The sequence below is a fragment of the Virgibacillus chiguensis genome, from assembly GCF_900129865.1.
Classification (GTDB): Bacteria; Bacillota; Bacilli; order Bacillales; family Amphibacillaceae; genus Virgibacillus; species Virgibacillus chiguensis.
In genome coordinates, this window is record NZ_FQXD01000002.1 from 129,968 (window position 1) to 150,587 (window position 20,620).

A 20,620-nucleotide genomic window follows, 5' to 3' on the forward strand; every position below is an offset into this window, starting at 1 on the left:
ACCGCATATATTTTATCATAAATGTTATAGTAAAAGAAGTTTTGCCGTGATATGAAGATAAAAGGAGCTGAAATAATGAATTTAGAAACACCATCTCAGGAAAATTTAAAAATACTTTTAGATGAGATTGCTGATCACCTTTCCATTGTCAATCGTACAATTATGGATGCAAAAGATTACGATCTAAATAAATATACAGAGCTAAAGTCGCTGTATGATTTAATTAAACAAAAAGGGCACCTTAGTACACTTGAGACGCAAGCCTTTATAGAGGAATTACGAAATACTCGTAAATAAGAACAAAAAATGGTAGGTAAATAGCTCCAAAAGTTGTACAACTAACCAAAAGCATGTACAGACAAGGTGCGGAAAGAGGGTAGTTATGTATTCCACTTTAAAACGGAGTTATCGTATAAAAAATAACGACATTTCGTCATAAAGACTAGCAATAACCTAGGCTTCACTAACAAGAAACGTAAAAATGAGCCGATAAATACTTATTATATCATTTCCTTGGGCACTTTTTGAATAAACCTGTAGAAAAACAATAGCAAAAGGCTGTAAAAGGTAATACAGCCTTTTGCTATTGTTTGTATTTATCTAAAGCGGCTTTAGCTGCCCTCTGTTCAGCTTCTTTCTTTGTACGCCCTATTCCTGATCCGTATACTTCACCTTGTATAAAAGCCTTAGCTACAAATTCCTTGTCATGAGATGGCCCTCGTTCTTCGACAATCTTATATTCAACTGAACGGTGTTTTACTTGTTGAATTAATTCTTGTAATTGGCTCTTATAATCCATCGCATGCGAAAAAGCACCATTTGTTATTTTCGGAAATATATAGTCTTCGAGAAACTGTATGGCTGTATGAAAACCTTGATCTAAAAAAAGCGCACCTAAAAATGCTTCAAAAACATCCGCCAGCAGGGCATCGCGGTCACGACCACCAGTTTGCTCTTCTCCTTTACCTAGTAAGATATACGCTCCAAACCGTAAGCCACGTGCAAAACTGGCTAAAGAAGGTTCACAAACAATTGCAGCTCTTAACTTTGTCATTTCCCCTTCAGGCATTTTTTCATTCGTCCGAAATAAATATTGAGATACGCCAAGCTCTAATACAGCGTCTCCTAAGAATTCGAGCCTTTCGTTATCCGAAAATACTTGATCACGATGCTCATTCACATAAGATGAATGAGTAAATGCTTGTACGATTAGTGAGGGATTGTGAAAACGAACACCTAATTGCTTTTCTAATTGGTCAACATTCATGAATGGCACCTCTATTTACATCTTAATATAGAGAAAGTCTCGCTAGACGAGACTTTCTTTCGCTAAACTGTTAACCTTGTAAATTATTTATGTAGTTAACAGCATCACCTACTGTATTAATTTTTTCTGCTTCTTCATCAGCAATTTCCATGTCAAATTCGTCTTCTAGTTCCATAACAAGTTCAACAACATCTAATGAATCTGCTTCTAAATCATCTTTAAAAGAAGCTTCCATTGTTATTTTTGCCTCGTCAACATCAAGACGATCGACAATGATTGCTTTTACACGATCAAATACATCTGCCATATCCAGTCACCCCCTTTCAAGTTATGTATAGAAGTTCTTACATTACCATGCCACCATCAATATGGATCGTTTGACCAGTAATATAGTCTGCATCTTCGCTTGCCAAGAATCGGACAACCTTCGCTACATCTTCTGGCTCTCCTAGTTTTTGCAACGGAATCAATGCAAGCATTTCTTTATGTTGTTCTTCCGATAAAGCATCGGTCATATCTGTTGAAATAAAACCTGGTGCTACCGCATTTACATGAATATTCCTAGTAGCTAACTCTTTTGCAGTTGTCTTGGTTAACCCAATTACTCCTGCTTTGGCAGCTACATAATTTGCTTGACCAGGGTTTCCGCTCACACCAACGATGGAGGCAACGTTAATAATTTTTCCTGCACGCTGCTTCATCATTTGTCTCGTAACTGCTTTCGTACAAATGAATACACCTTTCAAATTCGTATTAATAACTTCATCAAATTCCGTTTCTTTCATCCTCATTAGCAAATTATCCCGCGTTATTCCAGCATTATTCACTAGAATGTCCAACGAACCAAAACGAGAAACTACTTCCTTTATCATCGCTTTTACCTCGGATTCGTCTGCTACATTTGCTCTAATTTTAAAAGCTTGTCTTCCAAGCTGTTGAATTTCACTTACAACGGCTTCTGCTTTTGCTTCACTACCTGCATAATTAACAGCAACATTTGCTCCTCGCTTCGCTAATTCAAGGGCTATAGCCCGACCAATTCCTCTTGAAGCTCCTGTAACTAGTGCATTTTTTCCAGTTAGAATCACATTTTCTCCTCCTTATACCATGCAATAAATTCATTTAATGATGCGACATCTTGAACGGCGAATGTTTTCGTTTTCCGATCAATTTTCCTTACAAGTCCACTTAAAACTTTTCCATTTCCTACTTCCACAAACGCATCAACTTCATGCTTCATCATATTTTGAATGGATTCTTCAAAGCGCACAGGAGAATAAAGTTGTTTTACGAGTAATTGTTTTATTTCTTGTTTGTCTCTTACTGGTTGAGCAGAAACGTTAGCATAAACTGGTATTTTAGCATCTCTTATCGTTACTTTATCCAAATAAGCGGAAAATGACTCATTGGCTGCTTGCATTAGTCGAGAGTGAAATGGACCACTAACATTTAGAGGTAATACCCGCTTTGCTCCGTGCGCCTTTAATATTTCAGTAGCACGTTCCACACCTTTTACAGAGCCCGAAATAACAACTTGACCAGGACAATTCAAATTAGCGATATCCACTATTTCATCTTCTACTTCGGTTAATGATTGATGAACAGTTTGCCCATCTAGACCTAATACGGCTGCCATCGTTCCTTGTCCTTTCGGGAAAGCTTCCTCCATTAACTGACCCCGTTTAGCTACTAATGGAAGTGCTTCATCAAAAGCAATCGCACCTGAAGCAACGAGCGCACTATATTCCCCAAGACTATGTCCGACCAGATTAACTGGCTGAACGCCATATTTTGAGAGTAGCGCGTGTATTGCAGTACTTAATAATAGCAAAGCTGGTTGCGCATATTCAGTAGCGGTTAATTGTTCCTTTGGTCCGTTACTTATAATTTGACTTAAGTTTATTTCCAATAAGTCATCAGCTTCTTGAAATAATTGCTTCACTTCTGGATAAGTATGATACAATTCATTCCCCATGCCTATTTCTTGAGAACCTTGTCCCGGAAACATAAAAGCTACTTTTTTCATTCATCTTCCCCCTTCGCTACATGTAAGGACTCAATCGTTGACTGAATCGTTTCTGCGATTTGGTTTTCTGCCATATAGCGTGCTTGCTTAATCGCGTTAGCTATTGCTCTTTGATCAGAGGATCCATGTGCTTTAATGACTGGTGCCTGCAGTCCAAATAAACCGGCACCACCATATTCCGAGTAATCTAACTTTGTTTTCAAAGCTTTTAAATCTTTTTTCAACATGCCTGCTGCTAGCTTACTTTTAGTAGATGACGTTAATGTTTGTTTTAACATAGCAAAGATCGAACCAGCTGTCCCTTCGATCGTTTTAAGCGCAACATTTCCGGTAAATCCATCCGTTACAATAACATCTGCAACGTGATCTAACATATCACGAGCTTCAACATTTCCAATAAAATTAATCGGTGCTTCTTGTAGTAATTGGAAAGTCTTTTTCGTTAATTCTGATCCTTTTCCATCTTCCGTGCCAACGTTTAAAAGACCTACTTTTGGCTGAGATAAACCACGAACCTTTTCGGAATAAATAGAGCCCATTATGGCGTATTGAAGTAAATGGTTCGGTTTTGCATCTACATTGGCTCCAACATCCAAAAATAAAAATCCTTGACCATCTAATGTTGGAAGCGTAGGACTTAAAGCTGGTCGTTCAATCCCTTTGATTCGACCTACAATAAATAATCCCGCACTCATTAATGCTCCCGTGTTTCCTGCTGAGATACAAGCATCTGCCTTACCTTGTTTGACTTCATTCGCTGCCAAAACTAGTGAAGAATGCTTTTTTCTTCTAACAGCACGCACAGGCTCATCTTCAGCAGTAATCACTTCATTCGTATGTAGAATATGAATTCGATCATGTTCGCTCGCATATTTTTTTATTTCTGATTCATTACCGACTAACGTAATGTGTAAATCCTTCATTTCAGAGACAGCTTTCATGGCACCAAGAACAGTCGATTCTGGTGCGTGATCGCCTCCCATGGCGTCAATTGCAATTCTCATTTAGTCTGCTCCTTTATGCTGATTCAATTGATACATATAGAATACACCTGTAAATACTAACTCATTTTCTACAAAACTATTTACATGTACGAGAGTTAATCCTTTTTCTTCCCCTTTTACTACAGCTTTAGCTATTACGCGTTCTCCCTCTTTCACTTGCCTCGTAAATTTCAACTCTGATTTAGCAGTCAGTGCCAGTTCGTCATTCAATACAGCAACTGCTAACGAATTGGCTTGTGCAAAGAGGTGGTGACCGCGAGCTATTTTATTTCGTGAAAAAACATGTTCTTGACGAATATCTAAAATTGAAATTGCTCGTTCATCCAATTCTAAATCAATAACTTCACCAATCACCTCTTCAAGTGGTAGTGCTTTAACCGTCTCATTCCACTGTTCCGTCGCCACTGATTTAATACGTTGTCGCAGTTCAGGAATGGCTAATTCCATGCGATCCAAGCGAATAGTTTGGATACTTACATTAAATTTCTTGGCTAACTCTTCGTCTGTTATAAAAGGTGTTTGTTCAATCGTTTCTTTTAATAAACGCTGCCGATCAGCCTTTGATCTTTTCATGACTGCACCATCCATATAAAATTATCCATTAGCTTATATAGGTTATTCACAGAGACTTATAAAACGTAAATTTGTCGTATTCATAAGCGATTCCTACTACTTTTGCATACAAGAAAAAATAAGGGAATGTAACTTTAAACAAAGCGTATAGGCTTTACTGCTAGCTTGAAAAAACTAGAGTTACGAGCAAATCTTTTAGGACGACAGCTTTCTTTTTTACTATAAATTTAAAGTTTGCTTTCGTAAAAGAAAAACTCCTTTAATCTCTAACGCAATCCTCTAATACATAAACCGGAAAAACAACAATTATGACTTGCTCCTAATAGTAATATATATTACCAAAGCGCTTAATGCAACTATTTATTAATCCAATTTTTCATCCACCTGAAATTTATTCTCTACATATTTTGAAAGCAATGCATATTCTTTCGTTTCTAATAAACCGTCTTGAATAATCTTTGCAGCATCTTGTCTAGCAGTCTCTAATGCTCGGTAGTCATGAATCATGTCAGCAAGTTTAAATTCAGGTAAGCCACTTTGTTTTTTTCCAAAAAAATCACCTGGCCCACGTAGTTGCAAATCTTGTTCCGATAATGCAAATCCATCTGTCGTCTCTGCCATAATTCGCATGCGTTCTTTCCCTGTTTCCCCTTTCGGATCAGCAATTAAGATACAATAGCTTTGCTTCTCTCCTCTGCCTACTCTCCCACGTAATTGATGCAATTGTGATAATCCAAATCGCTCTGCGTCATAAATCATCATAATTGTTGCATTGGGAACATTCACCCCTACTTCCACTACAGTTGTGGAAACAAGTAGGTGAACTTCATTATTAGCAAATTTTTTCATGATTGTTTCTTTTTCTTCAGTCGTTAATCTTCCATGCATTAAACCTATTTCTACAGTTTCAGGAAAATATGCCCTTAATTGGTGATACACATCGACCGCATTTTGAATATCCAATTTGTCTGATTCTTCAATAAGCGGGCAAATAACGTATGCCTGCTCACCAGTTTGAATACGACTACCCACAAATTGCAATACGCGATCTAACATCGTTTCTCGTACCCAATACGTTTCAATCTCTTTTCTTCCTAAAGGCATCTGGTCGATGATGGAAACATCCATATCTCCAAATGCTGTTATAGCTAAAGTACGCGGTATGGGGGTTGCTGTCATAAACAAAACGTCCGGGGACAAACCTTTTTCTCTCAAGGTTCGTCTTTGCTCTACACCAAATCGATGCTGTTCGTCTACAATAACAAACCCAAGCTCAGAAAACTGCACATCTTCTTGAATTAAAGCATGCGTTCCGATAACAATATCTATTTGTTGACTGTAAATTTGTTCCACTAGTTCTTTACGTTTTTTTCCTTTAATGGAACCAGTAAGTAAAGCAATATTTGCTCGTCCTCCAAATAATTTATCAAGCGATTCATAGTGTTGTTCTGCTAATATTTCCGTAGGTACCATTAAAGCGCCTTGTTTCCCAGCTGTAACAGAAGCATACAAGCAAATAGCTGCAACAGCAGTTTTCCCAGACCCAACATCACCCTGAAGCAAACGGTTCATACGATAAGGCGATTGCATGTCCGTTAAAATCTGCTCAAGTGCGCCTTGCTGTGCGCTCGTTAGCGTAAATGGAAATGTATCTATAAATTCTTTAACAAGCTTCCTATTATAGTCTTGCGCATTTCCAACAGTAGCTTCACGTTTCCACTTTCGTAGTAACTGCATTTGTAACTGAAATACTAAGAACTCTTCATATATAAGCCTTCTACGTGCATGTTTTAAAGCAATTCGGCTCGTGGGCATATGCAACGTCTGATACGCTTCCTTACGGGTTGGTAATTTATATGCAGTTAAAAAAGTTGTCGGAAGAATTTCCCCAATAGCATCAGAATAACTCGCCAACGCCTGCTTCATGACTTTCTTTAACTTCCCAGACGATAGCTCTCCGCGAGCAGGGTAAACAGGTTGCATTTCATCTTGCTGTGAAGCTGGTCCTTTCTTATACGTATTCACTGTAATTTGTAAGCGATGCGCGTCCCATTTTCCAACAAGGGTAATTATTTCTCCTTTAAAAATATGTTTTTTAGCAAAGGATCGATTAAACATAACCGCTTTTACAGCAATTTGCTCTACTTCCAATGTAAAAGTTAATCTTGATTTTTGCTTTCCATAAAAAGTGAGAGAAGGATCGTGGACTACCCTTCCCTCAATCGTAACTTTATCATCGTGTACAAGCTCACTTAATGGCTTTATTTCAAAAACATCATACCGATAGGGAAAATAATTGAATAAATCTTCTACTGTAAAAATGCCGATATGAGAAAAATCCTCACCCATTTTCTCCCCAACACCTTTCACGTGGGTAACAGGATCGGTTAACATAATTATCACACTTTCTTAGCTTGATAGTCCTAACAATTTATCTTTTAGCCAGCGTCCAGTTGGTGTATCGGCCAATCTGCCTTCTCCCGTTTCTCGTAAACTGGATGGCATTTGCTTTCCAATTCTATACATAAGATATTGCTTTCATTTCAGCTATCTCCACTAATTCTTGAACAGTCCGAAACATCATGAGATATTCACCTCTTTTCTTTACTAATCAGCTATTAATCTTAGCGATTCGGATAATATGCTCTGCTTTTTCGAGTTCATGCAATATATCATCATCGACGTTTTGGTCAACTTCTATAACCATCAACGCTTCCTTCCCTACATCTCTTCGGTTTACTTCCATATGACCAATATTGACTTCATGCTTAGCTAGAACAGACGTTACAGAAGCGATAGCCCCAAAACGATCATTATGCATAATTAAAATCGCTGGATGGTTTCCAGATAAACGTAATTCAAAACCATTTAATTCCGTAATTTCTACCTTGCCACCACCAATAGATATACCTACCAATTCCATGGAGTCTCTCTCATCGCCTATCTTTAATCGTGCCGTATTTGGATGACTGACAGCAGCGCTATCTTCAATAAATTCTATTTGCATGTTACGTTCTTCAGCTATTTTTAATGCATCCTTCATACGTGTATCATCTGTATCAAAACCGAGCAAACCACCTACTAATGCAAAATCTGTTCCATGACCTTTGTACGTTTTTGCAAATGATTCATAAAGATGAATATTAGCCCATGTTGGGGCTCTACCAAATAAACTATGTGCAGCTTTACCAATTCTAGATGCACCAGCTGTATGTGAACTTGACGGACCAATCATAACAGGTCCAATAATGTCGAAAACAGAATTGTATTTCAATCTCCATCCCATCCTTTAATCACGAACTTTTCTTCTCTTGTTGATTATAACAAAAAAATACTATTCCATCATTCATCGCATGTACATTAACCAAAAGATAGCATAACGATCTTCCCATTAGATATTTTTTCATCTTCGCTTTAAAGTTACATATTACCGCAAGTGGATACGGACTCCACACGAACCATAAAGATTGGGTGATTCTTTGACTTTATATTATATTCTCGATATAATTACTTCTTGTGGATTATATATTATATAATCGGGCGGGAGAGGGACAGGAAATACATTGAGGAGTTTGTATGCCTGATAAGAAAAGCAACTTGAAACTAGCCAATAATTCTACCCTACGTAACGAATGGGTCGCAGGCTTAATTGGTTACCTTACAACAATGTACATTGTTGTCGTCAATGGTTCCATTCTTAGCGAAGCTGGAATCTCGTTAGAAAGCGGCATGATCGCCACTATTCTCGCTAGCTTCATTGGAACATTATTGATGGGGATATTCGGAAAACTTCCGCTAATCGTTATCCCTGGTATGGGTATAAACGCATTATTTGCATACTCCATTATCGGTGGCACTAATCTCACTTTTCATGAAGGTTTGGCTGTTGTCTTTATTGCAGCGATTGTTTTTTTAATTACTGCTTTTACAAAGTTAGGCGTATTATTTAAAAAGGCAATTCCTGATTCATTAAAGCACGCTATCACCGTCGGGTTAGGTCTATTTTTAATTTTAATTGGACTAGAGAAGAGCGGACTTGTTAGTAAAGGAAGTAATACCATTATTGCTATTGGTGATTTTACATCCTCTACAGTTATTGTTAGTTTAATCACACTATTTCTAGCAATATTCCTATTTGTTAAGAATATCCCTGCCAACTTTTTAATTACGATGCTATTAGGGACCATTATTGCTGCTATCGGCGGAATTATCCAACCTGGCAATCAATCATTGCAAGTAGAGTGGAGTGACGTACTCTTCATTCCATCTTTTAACGCAATTGGTGAACTTTCATTCTGGTTATCCGTTTTTCCTTTATCGATGATTTTAATATTTGAAAATATGGGACTTTTACACGGACAACTCTCTATGCTAAAACGAGAAGATCAGTATCAAAGAGCTTACCAAGTCACTGCATTTTCAACTTTAACTTGCGCGTTCCTTGGTACTTCACCTACTGTTTCTGCTGCTGAAAACGCAGCTGTGATCGCTTCTAAAGGAAGAACAAGAATAACAGCAATTATTGCCAGCTTTCTTTTCTTAGCAACCATTGTATTGATCCCTTGGATTACAATGATACCTAATACGGCAATAAGCCCCATTTTAATCATTGTTGGCTTTTTAATGGTGCAAAATATAAAGCAACTGCCGCTTGACAACTTATCAGAATCATTGCCAGCATTTTTAATTGTTGTCATGATCCCATTTACTTACAGCATTGCAGATGGTATGGCTTTTGGTTTTATCGCTTACCCAATTGTTAAAATGGCAATTGGCGAAAAACACGAGCTTTCAGCACCGCTCTTAGTTATTTCTAGTTTATTCTTACTTGATTTTGTTATAAAAATGATAGGGATTTAACTTAAAGCAACTATAGCTCATTCTGAATTACTAAACCGCATGAGATCCAATATGGTATCATGCGGTTTTATTATAAATGATTTTTTTCAAAATCTCCCATTACCTTTTAAAGTATAGTAAGATGAAACATAAAAGGCCCCTTGAGTACCTTTCAAGGAACCTTTCTTTTATTTATTTGTGCTATCTAGCTAAGGGATATATATCCCATGCATCACGAAAGAAGTATTCCATTGCTTACTATACCAAGTTGAAAATTACTCTACAGAAAAAATAAAGGCATAGATTGGTTGTTTCCCATTATGAACTTCTACTTCAATATCCTCATATTTTTCTTCAATATAGGCAATAAGCGCTTGGGTTTCTTCATCCGTACCATCTTCACCTTGTAATACAGTTAAAATTTCATCGTCTTCTGTTATTATTTTTTCTAATAATAATTTAACAGTTTCCATTTTATCTGCATCGGTAGTGACAATTTTCCCGTCTGCAATACCCATGAAATGATCCTTTTTGATAGTAATACCATCCATTTGTGTATCTCTAACGGCATATGTAATCTGACCAGTTTTTACATTTTTTCTAGCTTCATCCATTGCCTTTTGGTTCGTATCTAGATCGTGATCTGGATGGAACGCCAACATAGCGCTAATACCTTGAGGTATAGTCTTGGTTGGTACAACTCGAACATCTTCCGTTGCTAATTCTGCCGCTTGGTCTGCTGCCATAAAAATATTTTTGTTATTAGGTAACAGAAGCACTTTTTTAGCATTTGCTTGTCTAATAGCGTTCGTAATATCTTGTGTGCTTGGGTTCATCGTTTGACCACCTTGAATAACGACAGAGGCACCTAAACTTTCTAACAATTCTTTTAACCCTTCACCCATAGCCACTGTAACAATGGCATATTCTACTGGTTCTTTAGATTTATTTTCTTTCTTCCCAACTAACGCCGTATGCTGTTCGCGCATGTTTTCTATTTTCATATTAATAAGACTTCCATAGCGTTGCCCTAGCGTGAGACACTCTCCAGGATATTCTGAGTGAATGTGCACTTTTATTAGTTCTTCATCACTTACAACTAATAAAGAATCACCATGGTTGCTTAATTCTTGACGGAATGCTTCTTCATCATAAGGGTGGTTGCTTACCTTTTTTTCTTCAAATTTTACCATGAACTCCGTACAATAACCAAATTTGATATCCTCGGTATTCATAAAATCTTGTGTTATTTTATGGTGCTCTGCATTAACCATTTCATCCATATTAATATTTGAAGTGCCTTCAGGTAGCTCTTCCCCTTTTAAGGAAGCTAAAAAGCCTTCATAAATCGTTACTAATCCTTGTCCACCTGAATCCACCACTCCAACTTCTTTTAATACAGGAAGCAGGTCAGGTGTGCGCTTTAAAGAAGCTTTCGCTTCAGCTACAACTTCCTCCATTAAGGTAATAATATCTGTTTCATCTTCTGCGATCGCAACCGCCTTATTTCCAGAATCTTTTGCCACAGTTAAAATAGTTCCTTCAACTGGCTTCATTACAGCATTATATGCTGTGGATACAGCACTCTCAAATGCTTTTGCAAGCCCTTTCGTTGTAACAACTTCTTCTTTTCCCAACCCTTTTGCAAAACCACGAAATATTTGCGATAATATAACACCTGAATTCCCTCTTGCGCCCATTAAGAGCCCTTTGGAAAATGCCTGCGCAACTTCATATACTTGAGTACTTTGGATATTTTTCACTTCATTTGCCCCAGAAGTAATCGTTAGGTTCATATTCGTCCCTGTATCGCCATCTGGTACAGGGAAAACATTTAATGCATCAATTCTCTTGGCATTATTGGACAAATGATGAGCACCAGACAAAATCATTTGTGCCAGTCTCTTGCCATCGATTTGTTGTAAACTCACGTTAAATTTTCCTCCTCTAATCAAGAACTTAGAAGCGTCTGTTAAGAAACAGACGCTAAGACAAATCGTATATAGTCATACGTTTCATAGTTAATAAATTATTCTTGAGTAACACGAACTCCTTGAATATAAATATTGACAGAATCAATCTCCAAACCGAGTGATTGATTTAGCGTGTATTTAACTTTTGATTGAACATTATGAGCAATCTCAGATATTTTTGTACCATAACTTACAATAATATACATGTCGATATGGAGATGATGTTGCTCTTGGCGAACAATAACACCTTTAGAGAAATTTTCTTTACGTAAAATCTCCGCAATACCGTCGCGTATTTGGCTTTTTGAAGCCATCCCAACAATACCGTAACACTCTACCGCAGCCCCTCCGGCAATCGTTGCAATTACTTCGTTTGTTATTGTTACTTGACCATCATTTGTATGCAGTTCAATGGACATTTGAATCCTCCTTTTAGTACCTGCTCACATTCTAAAATCATTCTACTACATGCAACTATATTTTAAAAGTCAAAGATGATTGCAATATAAAATTACCCCTTCTTACAATGTACGATTTCCATGCATCTGTCAAGCGTTTTTTCTTGATGTTCTATAGATTGTCTACTTTTTTCCTTTACCAGGAAAAATTTTGCAAAGCTTGATCTAAACAATATGCTTTAGAAATTTTAACGGAAATTCCTCGAAAATGAACAGTCATTTCCTTTGTGCGATGTCTCGCTGTCGTAACCTTCCTTGTCCAGAGGGAAAACGTAGTGTTTTTCCGCAGCGGTCAATAGCTACACTTTGCATTTATAAAACAGTCGTTGCATTAAAAGGACAGTAAAAGTTTATATGAATAGTGATGGAAATATGAAGGTTATAATATGTTGAGAAAAACTTGACACATACCAACCCAAAACAATAATTGCAAATAAACTAATGTTATGGTAAATTATATAAGTATGAGATTTAACTTGAAATGAAAGAAGTAGGAGGGATAGCATGGCCAGAAAATGTGTTGTTACTGGACGCCAGACTCGCACTGGAAACCACCGCTCTCACGCAATGAATTCAAACAAGCGAAAATGGAAAGCTAATGTACAAAAAGTACGCATTATGGTAGATGGTAAACCGAAAAAAGTTTATGTTTCTGCACGCGCCCTAAAATCAGGGAAAGTGGAACGCGTATAATATACAGCTTCACACATTAGTTATAAATAAGCACCTTTTACTAAAGGTGCTTATTTATATAGAATTATAATGTATTATTTTAGTTTTTCTTATACTATATACCTTTAATTCTCTAGGGTATAAAAAAACAAGCCATGATCAATTTCATGGCCAATTTTTCAAAATAATTTATACCTCACTCATCTTCTTGCATTTTACTTCTCTTTCTTGAATGTACCAATAATCACTCTTACAAATCCACCTATAAACTTTGGGAGCTTAATCGTATAAAATTTCATGAGTTCGCCCTCCTCTTTACAAACAAAACTAACTAGAAATCTAATCACGGCTCTTTACTAATAATAATATGCCTTCTTTATAAGAAAAAGTACCACTATTTCTAATTAGCTTGTTTGAAATACATAACGTGGACCCCCATGAAATATTCGCATTTGTTAAAGGGTAGTAAAAATGTGTTAGCGTAATACCTTTCACTTCTTTCGAAAAAGGCACGAAAGAAATGATCGGATAATTGATATCATGTAAAACTGTGTACTTACCTGGAAACGTTAATTCTAAATAATTCGCTATATCTATTATAATTCCACGAATCCCTTTCGATAAAATAGCATAGAGCAATTGTACGTTGATGAACTCGTGATCTTTACGCCCTCCTGATACACCAAATAAATAGATTGTGTCCGGCTCAAGTTCATAGGCTTTGTTTAAAGCTAATTCTAAGTCTGTTTCGTCCTTTTCAGAAGGATAAACATGCACATATTGTGCATGTTTATCAATTAGCAATTTTTCTTCTTTCGTTGTAGAATCAAAATCCCCAATAGCATAGGTAATTGGCAAATCGCAAGTAGCTAAAACCCATGCGCCTCGATCAGCACCTATCCAAAAATCCACCTCTTCCTTGTATGTTTTTAAATCAGGATGGTGTCCAGGTGCATTACCTACAATGCCCACAACAGTCACGTTAATTAGACCCCTTTACTGCCTGTAAAATTTCCTGCATCGCCTTGTTACGATCTTCTTGGGCAAAAATAGCACTTCCCGCTACGAGCACATCAGCACCAGCATCTACACATCGTTTGGCAGTTTTGGAGTTAACCCCTCCATCAACCTCAATTTCAAAAGAAAAACCAAAATCTTTACGCCACTTATTTACTAATTTTATTTTTCCTAACGTACTATCAATAAACGATTGTCCGCCAAATCCAGGATTAACTGTCATAATTAAAATCATATCGATATCAGGTAAAATAGGTAGTAACGTTTCAGCCGGAGTAGCAGGATTAATAACTACGCCTGCTTTCATTCCATGCTCTTTGATAAGCTGAATAGTCCTGTGTAAATGTTGGCAAACTTCTTGGTGCACTGTAATGATATCCGCTCCTGCTTTAGTAAATGAAGGTATATATTGATCTGGATTTTCAATCATAAGATGGACATCCAAAGGAAGATTTGTTACAGGGCGAATTGCTTCAACGATTGGCGGCCCTAAAGTAATATTTGGTACAAAATGACCGTCCATCACGTCGACGTGAATATAGTCAGCTCCAAATTGGTCTACTTCCTTCACTTCTTCTCCTAAACGAGCAAAATCTGCAGCTAAAATCGATGGTGCTAATTTTATCATATTAATACCTCGCTTTTCTTGATTTGATTTCTTCGTAAAAACGCACATAATGGTCATAGCGATAATCCGTTATTTCACCGTCTTCAACCGCTTGCTTAACGGCACATTTAGGCTCTTTCATATGCATGCAACCACGGAATTTACAATTTGCTTTTCTTTCTCTTATTTCTGGAAAATAATCAGCTAGTTCAGATGCGCCTAGATCTTGAAATTCCAAAGAACTGAAACCAGGTGTATCTGCGACAAGTCCGCCAAACATAGGAAGTAATTCCACATGTCTTGTTGTATGTCTTCCTCGACCAAGACTATCCGAAATTTCCCCTGTTTTTAATGCAAGAGAAGGGTCTATTGCATTGAGTAATGTTGTTTTCCCTACACCCGATTGCCCAGCAATGACTGTAATTTTATCTTTTAAATACCGTTTCAAAATGGATGTATGATCGGAATGCTTAACGGATAGTAACTCCACGTCATAACCGATTTTTTGATAATCTTTTTGATATTTTTCAAATCGATCTCTTTCCTGTTCCGCGACATCCAATTTGGTAAAGAAGATAACTGGCTTAATCAAATTGGATTCTACTAAAACAAGGAAACGATCAAGCAATGTTGCATTAAAAGCAGGCTTCATTGCAGAAGTAACTATAATTGCTTGATCAATATTTGCAATCGGCGGGCGAATTAATTCATTATCTCTTTCATGTACTTCTAAAATATATCCTTCATTGTCACCACTAAAGTCAAAAGTTACTACATCACCAACTAACGGGGTTATTTTTTTTTTACGAAAAACTCCCCTACCTTTACATTGGTACATATCTCCGTCAGCTTGTACATAGTAAAAGCCGCTTATAGCTTTAATTATTCTCCCTTTTGCCATCTATTCACCTTCTTTATATGCTATTACTTTATTCGAAATGACTTCTCCATCTCGTTTTATAATGTATTCGGCCTCGCTATCCGGTGCAATTGTAAGTGAGAAAGTTACTTCTGTATCTTCGGTTATTTTTTCCTCCATATAAACTTCAGATAATTCATTCTCCATATCTTCAATATATATAGTCACCGTTTGCTCTGGAAGTTCTTCTTGCTCCTCTGTCTCTTTCTTAGGTTTATAAGGAACTGTATAAGCAACTTCATGCGTTTTAGGAGGCATTTCTTCAGGCCCGGAAGAAATGACTACGGTTACTGTTGCACCTTCTTCCAGTTCAGTATCTGTTTGTGGATCTTGGCGAATAACTTCTCCTTCTGGCGTTGTATCAGAATGGTCTGTTTCTTTATTCATCTTTAGACCATAGTTTTTTAAATATTCTTCAGCCTCTGCTTCTGTCATCCCTTTTAAATTATTTAAACGAACTGTCTTAGGCCCACTACTAATGCGGAAGATTACCTTTGTCTCACTCGGTACAACTTCACTTTCTGGACTAGGTTGAATCTGTTCAATAACCTCTCCAATTGGTTTGTCTGAATTGACTTCGTATGGATCTAACACCTCGTAACCATCTTCTTCTAGCAAACGTTTTACCTGTTTAAAATCTTTTCCCACATAATCAGCGAAAGAAGCTGTTTCTTTGCCTTTACTAATCAATAATTTAATCGTTGATTCTTCCTTTATTGTAGCGCCAGCGCTTGGATCAGTACCTACGACTTCACCTTCTTCTATTTCATTTGAAAAAACTTCTTGCCTATCTACAATTAAGTTTAAATCTTCTAGCTTGGTCGTTGCTTCTCTATATGTCATATTTGTGACATCAGGAACAGTAACATCTTTTGGTTGGAATAAATCGGTAAAAAAGTACATTGCTAATAATCCAGCAACAAGTAAAAGTATGCTACCTATTAAAATAACCCATTTCTTCTTGCTTTTTTTCTTTTTCGGTCGTTGTTTCTTTACTTTTTTATCAGGTTGCTTTTTATCTACTACCTTCTCGGGCTCTGTATAAGATTTAGTTGTGTTAGAGGTATGAATGATGGTTTCATCATTAGGTGACATTTCTACCTGATCTGTAATAATTGGAATTGCCTTCGTTTCTTCCCCCTTTTCTATCGGTGGAATAAACATTGGTTCATTTCGTTTGTTTGGATCAAGTGCTGTTTCTAGTGCATCTTGCATATCATCCACCGTTTCATAACGGTGGAACGGGTCTTTGGCTGTTGCTTTTAAAACGATATTTTCTACACTTTGCGGGATGCTTGCGTTAAACTCTCGTACAGAAGGTGTATTATTTTGCAAATGCTTTAAAGCAATAGAAACAGCTGATTGTCCCAAAAAAGGTAACTTTGCTGTTAATAATTCATATAAAACAATCCCAAGCGAATAAATATCGGACTTTTTGGTAGCCATTCCTCCTCTTGCTTGCTCTGGTGATAAATAATGAACAGATCCTAGAATTGAATTTGTCTGTGTTAACGAAGTAGCACTTAAAGCAACAGCAATTCCGAAGTCTGTTACTTTCACTTGACCATTTGTATCAACTAGAATATTTTGCGGCTTTATGTCACGATGCACAATACCATTCTCATGCGCATGAGAAATAGCCGAGGTAATTTGTCCCATAATATCCAATGCTTCCTTAACTTCTATGGGACCTTTATTTTGTATGTATTCTTTTAAAGTCATGCCTTTTACATATTCCATGACCATATAAAGTAAATGATCTTCTTCACCTACATCATATATATTAACGATATTTGGATGATTTAAACTTGTAGCAGCATGCGCTTCGCGATCAAAACGAGCGATAAACTCTTGGTCGTTTGCATACTCCAACCGCAAACTTTTAAGCGCTACATCTCTTTCTAAAATGGTATCTCTGACTAAATAAACATTTGCCATACCACCACCGCCAATTGTTTCCTTAATCAAGTAGCGATCATTAATTAGGTGCCCTTTCATCAAGATGATTCACCTGCTCTCTCTTCAGGCTTATCGTGTTGTATTAAAACAAGAGAAATATTATCCTCACCGCCACGTTCATTTGCTACTTGAATCATCTTTTTCCCAATATGGCAAAGTTCCTCACCAGAATATATCATGGAATAAATTTCGTCATCTGTTAATTTATCAGTTAATCCGTCTGTACATAGTAACAGCAAATCATTTTGTTCTAAACTCAATGTGCGAACATCACATGTAACATTTTCTTCTGTCCCCAGAGCCTTTAAAACGACATTTTTTCGTGGGTGGTAAACAGCCTCTTCTTTAGAAATTTGTCCTGATTGAACAAGAGCATTTACAAAGGAATGATCTTCGGTAATCTGTTTCATCTGCTCATTATTGATTACATAAGCCCTACTATCACCAATATGTGCAATCGTTAAAGCATCATCAAGAATAATCGCGATAACAATGGTCGTTCCCATCCCATGGCAAGCTTCATGTTCTTGAGCATGCTGAAAAATAGCCGTATTCGCTTCTTGAACAGCATCTTTCACCCATGCTTCAGCCATCTCCGGGGTGTCTACTTGTTGTGTTTTTTCCCATTTATCTTGTAGCAATCTGGTAGCCATTTGACTAGCAACATCACCAGCTTGGTGCCCGCCCATACCATCAGCTATAATGGCTTGTGCCTGGCCTGCAACATTATAAAACACGCCTCCAGAGTCTTCATTATGACTTCGGACTTGCCCGCGATCTGTTAAAAAATGAGCTTTCATTATTTCACTCCCTTATTCTGAGAGAAACGCAGCTTCGCTTTAAACCATAACGAAAAGCTAGCATTCCTCTGTAACTACAAGCTTAAAAATACTTGTTTAAATATTTCTCAAGAAAAAAGATTCTCTTCTGTACGCCATTTATTTCACGACGTATTGTTTATACAACTACAGTATTACACATTACCTCCCAGAAAAGAAGTCTATTTTACCCATTTTTTCTTTAATCGTGTCATAAAGAAACCATCCGTCTCAAATGAGTGAGGGAAGATTTGTAAACCCATTTCACTTACACCTGCTGAATCACGTAAGGGTCGTGGCAAATCAGAAAAAAATGTCTGGTCCACTTCAAAAGAAGGATGTTTGTCACAAAAAGCACGAACAACATGTTCATTTTCTTGTTGGTCGACCGTACATGTGCTGTATACAAGCAGACCTTCTTGCTTTAATAAAGAAGCAACTGTTTCCAGTATTTCCTGTTGAATGAGAGATAACCGTTCTATATCTTGTTCGTGTTTATGATATTTTATTTCTGGCTTCCCTCTAATAACACCCAATCCTGAGCAAGGTGCATCAACTAAAATCCGATCAAAGCTTCCTTTTTGATACATCCTTTGTAAATTACGCGCATCCTCTTTAGACGGATGTATAATGGACAATTCAAGTTCATTTGCCTTTGCTTGAATAAGCTTCACCTTTTTACTATGAAGGTCGTAAGCATCGATTCTTCCTCTATTCTCCATTTTCTCAGCTATATGGGTAGCTTTTCCACCAGGAGCGCTACACGTATCAAGTACATGCATACCAGGTTGTACACGTAAGATTTCTGCTACAAGCATAGAGGATTGATCCTGGATCGTGAGCTTGCCCTCTTTAAACCACTTGCTCTTTAACACTTTCCCTTCTTCAACAATGATTCCTTGTTGAGAAAAAAAGGAAGGACGCACTTTAAAACCACTTTCCGCCATTTCTTGCATTATTTCTTCCCTATTTGTTTTCAGAGGTTGAATACGAACAGACAATGGCTTGTGATTGGTATTGGCTCTACACATTGCTTCTGTCGTCTCTTTTCCATACTGTTGGATCCAACGTTCCACTAACCATTTAGGATGGCTTGTTGTAATTGAAATTCTGGTTGCATCGTCCTTGATAGATGCTGTAGAAGGGACACCTCGTCTTTGCACGGTACGTAGAATTCCATTTACATAGGATGCGATACCCTTGTGTCCTCTTGTTTTTGCTATCTCAACAGCTTCATGAATAATCGCATGATCTGGTATACGATCTAAATATACCATTTGATACATAGACATTCTTAATAACACCTTTACCCATAAATCAGGAGTTTTCTTTCGATTTAAAAAAGACGCCAAATAATAATCTAATGTAATTTGTTGCTGCACTGTACCGTAAACGATCTCCGTAAATAATGCTTCGTCTTTTGGAGAAATATCACCTGATCTTAATTCTTGATTTACAAGTAAATGACTGTATCCTTGATCTTTTTCAATTCGTATTAATGTATCTAACACTTTGCTTCGTAGCGATTCTGTTTTCATTATCATTATTCACCCATTACTTGACCAATTTGAATTCGATTCGGATTACCTTGTAAATAATCCTTAACTTTCATTCTTTTTTTACCAGCTGGTTGTATTTCTGTGATACGGAAACCTTTCTTGTCCCCACAAACAACGATAAAAGCACAGTTATCTGGTTTTTCGACAACTTCTCCAGGTTGTCCGTCATACACCTTATCAATCGGTTCTCCCCACCAAATTTTCATTGGTTTGTCTTGCAACGTCGTATAGGCAACTGGCCATGGATGTAAGCCACGAACATGGTTATATATCACGTGACTAGGTTTATTCCAATCAATTTCCTCCTGCTCCCGTTTGATATTAGCAGCAAAGGTTGCTTGATCGTGGTTTTGTTTCATTGCTTTTAATTCGCCTACAAATAGTTTAGGAAGGGTTTCCTCTAGTAATTTCGAACCTGCGTTGGCCAATTTATCATGTAAACTACCAACATGATCATGTGCATCAATCGACACCTTTTGTTGTGTCAGCATATCACCTGCATCTAATTTTTCTACCATATACATAATCGTAATACCTGTCTCTTTTTTACCTTCCATAATGGCATAGTGAATGGGCGCTCCGCCTCGTAATTCTGGCAATAGTGAAGCATGTACATTAATGCATCCATATGGAGGTGCAGTTAATAACGCGTTAGGCAATAATTGACCATAAGCTGCGGTTATGATTAAATCAGGGCGATATGTCAATATCTCTTCGTAATTATCCTTTAACTTTTCTGGTTGAAAAACAGGAATATGATGTTTCTCTGCTTCCAATTTCACTGGTGGGGGGCTAAGCACCCTTTTTCTTCCTTTAGGTCGATCAGGCTGGGTAACAGCAAGAACAACTTCATAAGGAGAGTTTATTAATGTCCGTAAAATCGGTACTGCAAAATCGGGAGTTCCCATAAATACAATTCGCTTCATTTC

The 20,620-nt window shown here is 37.2% G+C and carries 21 protein-coding genes and 1 pseudogene; 3 read left to right on the top strand and 19 right to left on the bottom strand.

All coding sequences use genetic code 11. The annotated features are described in order from the left end of the window. The first annotated feature begins 75 nt into the window (after positions 1-75). Entirely contained in the window at positions 76-297 is a 222-nt protein-coding gene (locus BUB45_RS03115; RefSeq protein ID WP_073005153.1) for a DUF1128 domain-containing protein, read from the top strand. A gap of 286 nt (positions 298-583) precedes the next feature. Here the strand turns inward: BUB45_RS03115 and rnc are convergent, their stop codons facing one another. From rnc to sdaAB, 9 genes and pseudogenes are all read right to left on the bottom strand, one after another. Continuing rightward, on the bottom strand, positions 584-1,267 hold the full coding sequence (gene rnc, locus BUB45_RS03120; protein ID WP_073005155.1) for a ribonuclease III: 684 nt from the start codon (positions 1,265-1,267) through the stop codon (positions 584-586). 70 nt (positions 1,268-1,337) lie between these two features. Beyond that, the gene (acpP, locus tag BUB45_RS03125) at positions 1,338-1,574 is read right to left on the bottom strand and encodes an acyl carrier protein (protein ID WP_073005157.1); all 237 of its coding nucleotides are present in this window, start codon (positions 1,572-1,574) and stop codon (positions 1,338-1,340) included. Positions 1,575-1,611: 37 nt separating this feature from the next. Continuing rightward, entirely contained in the window at positions 1,612-2,352 is a 741-nt protein-coding gene (gene fabG / locus BUB45_RS03130) for a 3-oxoacyl-[acyl-carrier-protein] reductase (protein ID WP_073005707.1), read from the bottom strand. Then, positions 2,352-3,293, bottom strand: coding sequence for an ACP S-malonyltransferase (gene fabD, locus BUB45_RS03135; RefSeq protein WP_073005160.1), 942 nt, complete (start codon positions 3,291-3,293; stop codon positions 2,352-2,354). The genes fabG and fabD overlap by 1 nt, the downstream gene beginning before the upstream one ends. After that, positions 3,290-4,297 carry a phosphate acyltransferase PlsX gene (gene plsX / locus BUB45_RS03140; RefSeq protein ID WP_073005162.1) on the bottom strand — a complete coding sequence of 336 codons (1,008 nt, stop codon included), beginning with the start codon at positions 4,295-4,297 and terminating at the stop codon, positions 3,290-3,292. Before plsX ends, fabD begins: the two co-directional genes overlap by 4 nt. Next, positions 4,298-4,870, bottom strand: coding sequence for a transcription factor FapR (fapR, locus tag BUB45_RS03145; protein ID WP_073005708.1), 573 nt, complete (start codon positions 4,868-4,870; stop codon positions 4,298-4,300). 363 nt (positions 4,871-5,233) lie between these two features. Continuing rightward, positions 5,234-7,264, bottom strand: coding sequence for an ATP-dependent DNA helicase RecG (gene recG, locus BUB45_RS03150; protein ID WP_073005164.1), 2,031 nt, complete (start codon positions 7,262-7,264; stop codon positions 5,234-5,236). Positions 7,265-7,279: 15 nt separating this feature from the next. Continuing rightward, a pseudogene (locus tag BUB45_RS03155) lies at positions 7,280-7,396 on the bottom strand (L-serine ammonia-lyase, iron-sulfur-dependent, subunit alpha); the annotation flags it as partial. A gap of 85 nt (positions 7,397-7,481) precedes the next feature. Continuing rightward, positions 7,482-8,144 carry an L-serine ammonia-lyase, iron-sulfur-dependent subunit beta gene (gene sdaAB / locus BUB45_RS03160; RefSeq protein ID WP_073005165.1) on the bottom strand — a complete coding sequence of 221 codons (663 nt, stop codon included), beginning with the start codon at positions 8,142-8,144 and terminating at the stop codon, positions 7,482-7,484. Between the two features lie 302 nt (positions 8,145-8,446). Here sdaAB and BUB45_RS03165 point away from each other — a divergent pair, with 302 nt between their 5' ends. Continuing rightward, the gene (locus BUB45_RS03165; RefSeq protein ID WP_073005167.1) at positions 8,447-9,730 is read left to right on the top strand and encodes an NCS2 family permease; all 1,284 of its coding nucleotides are present in this window, start codon (positions 8,447-8,449) and stop codon (positions 9,728-9,730) included. 254 nt (positions 9,731-9,984) lie between these two features. Here BUB45_RS03165 and BUB45_RS03170 read toward each other — a convergent pair whose 3' ends face one another. Beyond that, entirely contained in the window at positions 9,985-11,640 is a 1,656-nt protein-coding gene (locus tag BUB45_RS03170) for a DAK2 domain-containing protein (protein WP_073005169.1), read from the bottom strand. Between the two features lie 98 nt (positions 11,641-11,738). Beyond that, positions 11,739-12,101, bottom strand: a complete 363-nt coding sequence (locus tag BUB45_RS03175; RefSeq protein ID WP_073005170.1) for an Asp23/Gls24 family envelope stress response protein — start codon at positions 12,099-12,101, stop codon at positions 11,739-11,741. Between the two features lie 543 nt (positions 12,102-12,644). Here BUB45_RS03175 and rpmB point away from each other — a divergent pair. Beyond that, positions 12,645-12,833: a 50S ribosomal protein L28 gene (gene rpmB, locus BUB45_RS03180; RefSeq protein ID WP_073005172.1), complete on the top strand. Its 189-nt coding sequence runs from the start codon at positions 12,645-12,647 to the stop codon at positions 12,831-12,833. Positions 12,834-13,027: 194 nt separating this feature from the next. Here the strand turns inward: rpmB and spoVM are convergent, their stop codons facing one another. The 8 genes from spoVM to fmt all read right to left on the bottom strand — a co-directional run bounded on the left by spoVM (position 13,028) and on the right by fmt (position 20,617). Further along, a complete protein-coding gene (gene spoVM, locus BUB45_RS03185; protein ID WP_073005173.1) occupies positions 13,028-13,111 on the bottom strand; it encodes a stage V sporulation protein SpoVM in 84 nt (27 codons plus the stop codon). A gap of 40 nt (positions 13,112-13,151) precedes the next feature. Next, positions 13,152-13,793, bottom strand: coding sequence for a thiamine diphosphokinase (locus BUB45_RS03190; protein ID WP_073005175.1), 642 nt, complete (start codon positions 13,791-13,793; stop codon positions 13,152-13,154). Position 13,794: 1 nt separating this feature from the next. Next, positions 13,795-14,457 (bottom strand): ribulose-phosphate 3-epimerase, encoded by a 663-nt coding sequence (gene rpe, locus BUB45_RS03195; RefSeq protein WP_073005177.1) that lies wholly within the window; start codon positions 14,455-14,457, stop codon positions 13,795-13,797. A 1-nt stretch (position 14,458) separates the two neighbouring features. Continuing rightward, on the bottom strand, positions 14,459-15,337 hold the full coding sequence (gene rsgA / locus BUB45_RS03200) for a ribosome small subunit-dependent GTPase A (RefSeq protein WP_073005179.1): 879 nt from the start codon (positions 15,335-15,337) through the stop codon (positions 14,459-14,461). Further along, complete coding sequence (gene pknB, locus BUB45_RS03205; RefSeq protein ID WP_342068337.1) at positions 15,338-17,353, bottom strand: Stk1 family PASTA domain-containing Ser/Thr kinase; 2,016 nt, start codon at positions 17,351-17,353, stop codon at positions 15,338-15,340. Beyond that, positions 17,353-18,114 carry a Stp1/IreP family PP2C-type Ser/Thr phosphatase gene (locus tag BUB45_RS03210; RefSeq protein ID WP_073005183.1) on the bottom strand — a complete coding sequence of 254 codons (762 nt, stop codon included), beginning with the start codon at positions 18,112-18,114 and terminating at the stop codon, positions 17,353-17,355. The genes pknB and BUB45_RS03210 overlap by 1 nt, the downstream gene beginning before the upstream one ends. Before the next feature lie 200 nt (positions 18,115-18,314). Next, positions 18,315-19,670, bottom strand: a complete 1,356-nt coding sequence (gene rsmB, locus BUB45_RS03215) for a 16S rRNA (cytosine(967)-C(5))-methyltransferase RsmB (protein ID WP_073005185.1) — start codon at positions 19,668-19,670, stop codon at positions 18,315-18,317. A 5-nt stretch (positions 19,671-19,675) separates the two neighbouring features. After that, positions 19,676-20,617, bottom strand: a complete 942-nt coding sequence (gene fmt, locus BUB45_RS03220; RefSeq protein WP_073005187.1) for a methionyl-tRNA formyltransferase — start codon at positions 20,615-20,617, stop codon at positions 19,676-19,678. Positions 20,618-20,620 lie beyond the last annotated feature (3 nt).

Bases quoted from the DNA above. Each gene is read 5' to 3' on its own strand.
- pknB (WP_342068337.1), bottom strand. From the start codon at position 17,353: ATGAAAGGGCACCTAATTAATGATCGCTACTTGATTAAGGAAACAATT.
- rsgA (WP_073005179.1), bottom strand. From the start codon at position 15,337: ATGGCAAAAGGGAGAATAATTAAAGCTATAAGCGGCTTTTACTATGTA.
- acpP (WP_073005157.1), bottom strand. From the start codon at position 1,574: ATGGCAGATGTATTTGATCGTGTAAAAGCAATCATTGTCGATCGTCTT.
- rsmB (WP_073005185.1), bottom strand. From the start codon at position 19,670: ATGAAAACAGAATCGCTACGAAGCAAAGTGTTAGATACATTAATACGA.
- spoVM (WP_073005173.1), bottom strand. From the start codon at position 13,111: ATGAAATTTTATACGATTAAGCTCCCAAAGTTTATAGGTGGATTTGTA.
- rnc (WP_073005155.1), bottom strand. From the start codon at position 1,267: ATGAATGTTGACCAATTAGAAAAGCAATTAGGTGTTCGTTTTCACAAT.
- recG (WP_073005164.1), bottom strand. From the start codon at position 7,264: ATGTTAACCGATCCTGTTACCCACGTGAAAGGTGTTGGGGAGAAAATG.
- plsX (WP_073005162.1), bottom strand. From the start codon at position 4,297: ATGAGAATTGCAATTGACGCCATGGGAGGCGATCACGCACCAGAATCG.
- BUB45_RS03210 (WP_073005183.1), bottom strand. From the start codon at position 18,114: ATGAAAGCTCATTTTTTAACAGATCGCGGGCAAGTCCGAAGTCATAAT.
- rpe (WP_073005177.1), bottom strand. From the start codon at position 14,457: ATGATAAAATTAGCACCATCGATTTTAGCTGCAGATTTTGCTCGTTTA.
- rpmB (WP_073005172.1), top strand. From the start codon at position 12,645: ATGGCCAGAAAATGTGTTGTTACTGGACGCCAGACTCGCACTGGAAAC.
- fmt (WP_073005187.1), bottom strand. From the start codon at position 20,617: ATGAAGCGAATTGTATTTATGGGAACTCCCGATTTTGCAGTACCGATT.
- BUB45_RS03165 (WP_073005167.1), top strand. From the start codon at position 8,447: ATGCCTGATAAGAAAAGCAACTTGAAACTAGCCAATAATTCTACCCTA.
- BUB45_RS03175 (WP_073005170.1), bottom strand. From the start codon at position 12,101: ATGTCCATTGAACTGCATACAAATGATGGTCAAGTAACAATAACAAAC.
- fabD (WP_073005160.1), bottom strand. From the start codon at position 3,293: ATGAAAAAAGTAGCTTTTATGTTTCCGGGACAAGGTTCTCAAGAAATA.
- BUB45_RS03115 (WP_073005153.1), top strand. From the start codon at position 76: ATGAATTTAGAAACACCATCTCAGGAAAATTTAAAAATACTTTTAGAT.
- fapR (WP_073005708.1), bottom strand. From the start codon at position 4,870: ATGAAAAGATCAAAGGCTGATCGGCAGCGTTTATTAAAAGAAACGATT.